This is a genomic window from Cytophagia bacterium CHB2 (assembly GCA_030263535.1).
Taxonomy (GTDB): domain Bacteria; phylum Zhuqueibacterota; class Zhuqueibacteria; order Zhuqueibacterales; family Zhuqueibacteraceae; genus Coneutiohabitans.
In genome coordinates this window covers 1-2,835 of sequence record SZPB01000557.1, presented here as the reverse complement: position 1 = coordinate 2,835, position 2,835 = coordinate 1, and the positions used below count along the sequence as shown (strand labels likewise).

Genomic DNA, 2,835 nt, shown 5'->3' with positions numbered 1-2,835 from the left:
CCGGGAATGATCGAGAGCGAGCGGCGCAGCTCGTCAAAAAATTCTTCCTTGTGTTTGCCGTTCAATTCGAAGCGCGCGTCAAGCTCCGCCGCATTCACGCCTTGCGCATGCTCGTCCAACTCGGCGCGACCGGTACGACGCGCGGTGGATTTGATTTCAGGATGCGACAACAAAATTTGTTCGGCGAGCTGGCCGATTTTGTTGGATTCATCCAGCGAGGTGCCGGGCACGGTGAGCACGCTGATGGTGAGCGAGCCTTCGTTGAACTCCGGCAAAAACGCACGGCCGAGAAACGGCAAGATCGCAATTGACACGGCCAACGCGACCGCTGCGCCAGCGAGCACCAGCTTGGGAAAACGCAGCACCAAGTCCAGCGTCTTGCGATAAGCTCTTTTCAGATACGTGACCAGCCAACTATCGCCTTCCTTCTTCATGAAATCAGCGTTGGGCAAAAGATATGAACACAATGCCGGTGTGACCGTGACGGCAACGAGCAGCGAAGCAAAAATGGAAGTGATGTAAGCATAACCCAATGGCCGCAGCAATCGGCCTTCAACGCCGCTGAGGAAAAACAGCGGCACAAACACGATGATGATGATCAAGGTCGCCATCACCATCGGCGAGCGGATTTCGCTCGAAGCGGAAAAAACGACTTCGAGCGTTGGGCGTCGCTCTGCCGGGAGCCGTTGCTGATTTTCTTTCAGCCGGCGAAAGACGTTTTCTACGTCGATGATGGCGTCATCAACCAGTGCGCCAACCGCGATGGCAAGTCCGCCGAGCGTCATCGTATTGATCGTGATGCCAAAAAGTTGAAAGACGAAAATCGTGACCACGAGTGCAAGCGGAATCGCCAAAATCGAAATGAGCGTGGTGCGCACGTTGCCGAGAAAAAAGAAGAGCACCACCATGACCAAAATCGCGCCGTCACGCAAAGCTTCGATGACATTGTCAATCGCGACGCGAATAAAATCCGCCTGCCGGAAAATTTGCGTATTGATGGTAATGCCGGGCGGCAAGGTTTTTCGAATTTCAGCGATCGTGCTTTCGATGCGCTTCGTCAACTCCAGCGTGTTGGCGTTGGGCTGCTTCTGCACCATGATGATGGCGGCAGGTTTGGCATTAGCGGAACCGTCGCCGAATTTGATGGCCGGGCCGATTTTTACTTCCGCCACGTCGCGAATGAGCACGGGCAAATTGCCGCGCATGGCGATAACGGAAGTGGCAATGTCATCAAAGTGTTGCACGCGACCGATGCCGCGAATGAGATACTCCTGTCCGGCGTCCATGTAAGCGCCGCCGGAAGAATTGGTGTTGGATTGCTCCGCCGCATGCAGCACTTCATTGAGCGAAACGTCATACGCGGTGAGTTTTTCCGGCGAGACTAAAATTTGATATTGCTTGACGTCGCCGCCAATCGGCACAACTTGCGAAACGCCGGGCACGGAGAGCAAGCGGCGACGAATCGTCCAATCGGCAATGGAACGCAAATCCATTGTCGTGATAGAATGCCCATTGTCTGTTGCTGCAGAATCAAGGCTCACACCGATGAGCATGATTTCGCCCATGATGGAAGAAATCGGCGCGAGAATCGGGCGGTCGATGCCGGCGGGCAAAGAAGCGGCAGCGATTTGCAATTTCTCATTGACGATTTGCCGTGCGATGAAAATATCCGTGCCCCAATCGAATTCTACCCAGACAATAGCAATACCCGCCGCGCTGGAGGAGCGCACGCGCCGCACGCCGGTCGCGCCGTTCACCGCGGTCTCGATCGGAAACGTGACCAGCGTTTCAACTTCTTCGGCGGCCATGCCGTGCGCCTCGGTGATCACCGTCACCGTCGGCGCGGTGAGATCGGGAAAAACATCTACCGGCAAACGAAGAGCAACGAACACGCCGATGATGAGCAATAGCACCGCCGCCGCCAAAACGATGAGGCGGTTTTCGAGCGAAAGCTTGATGAGTTTGTCGAACATTTTGACCTCAAGTTAATTGGACACAAAATTGAAAGTGCACAAAAGATTTTTCTAAAGAATTTTGTGTGCTTTCACTTTTGTATCCAAATTAAGGCTGATAAATTCCATAGAGCTGAAGGTTTTTTGCGTTCCAATACGCGATCAGGCCGTGGTTCAGTTTGAGGTGTTTGAGATAAGAACGCATGCGATAGATGTCGTATTTTCTCATCTCGCCCTTGCCGGCAAGAATACCAAGCAAAAAAGCGCCGTCAATTAACCAGAAATCGATTTCCATCGGATCAACTTGAACGCGCGCCGATTCGAGGGGTATCAGGACACTCTCATTATAATTGATTTGCTTGTAGCCGAACTCGATTTTGAGCGCCGCCTTGTAAAGTTTGCTGTGGAAACCGGGGCCAAGCTCTTGACCGACGGCATGAATGGAGTTTAGCACGAGGTCGAGTGCTGGCTTGTGAGAGAAATGCAAGAGGAACTCATCGTCCCAAGATTCCGTGCCGGCCATTTTGATCTCGTCGAAAATGACGCGCTTTGATTTTGCCTGAATCAGGCCGAAATTGATGAGCAGCCCGAGCCTGAGCTTCATGAGTTTGAGATACGTAAAGAGTTGGGCATAATTCTCCGGAACAAAATCCGTTTGAATCGCCTTCGCTTCGACGACGATGCAGTCTTCCACGATTTCGTCTGCTTCGAAGTCCGCGATTTTTTCATTTCGATAGAAGGCTTGTAAAGGCACTTTGTATTTTGCTTTCAGCCCTTTGTCGAGCAGATTTTGATGAAAGAATTTGTGATATCTTGGCTCGTCGAATCCGACGCCAACTTCTTTGAAAGCGTCAAACGCGCAGCCATTGATCTCATAATTCAG

Annotated in this window: 2 protein-coding genes; both read right to left on the bottom strand. The window is 52.2% G+C overall.

Annotated features, from left to right (window positions below; translation table 11 throughout):
* Positions 1-1,973, bottom strand: a 1,973-nt coding sequence (locus FBQ85_28845; protein MDL1879142.1) for an efflux RND transporter permease subunit, incomplete at its 3' end; no start/stop codon positions are given.
* An 88-nt stretch (positions 1,974-2,061) separates the two neighbouring features.
* Positions 2,062-2,835, bottom strand: a 774-nt coding sequence (locus tag FBQ85_28840) for a GxxExxY protein (protein ID MDL1879141.1), incomplete at its 5' end; no start/stop codon positions are given.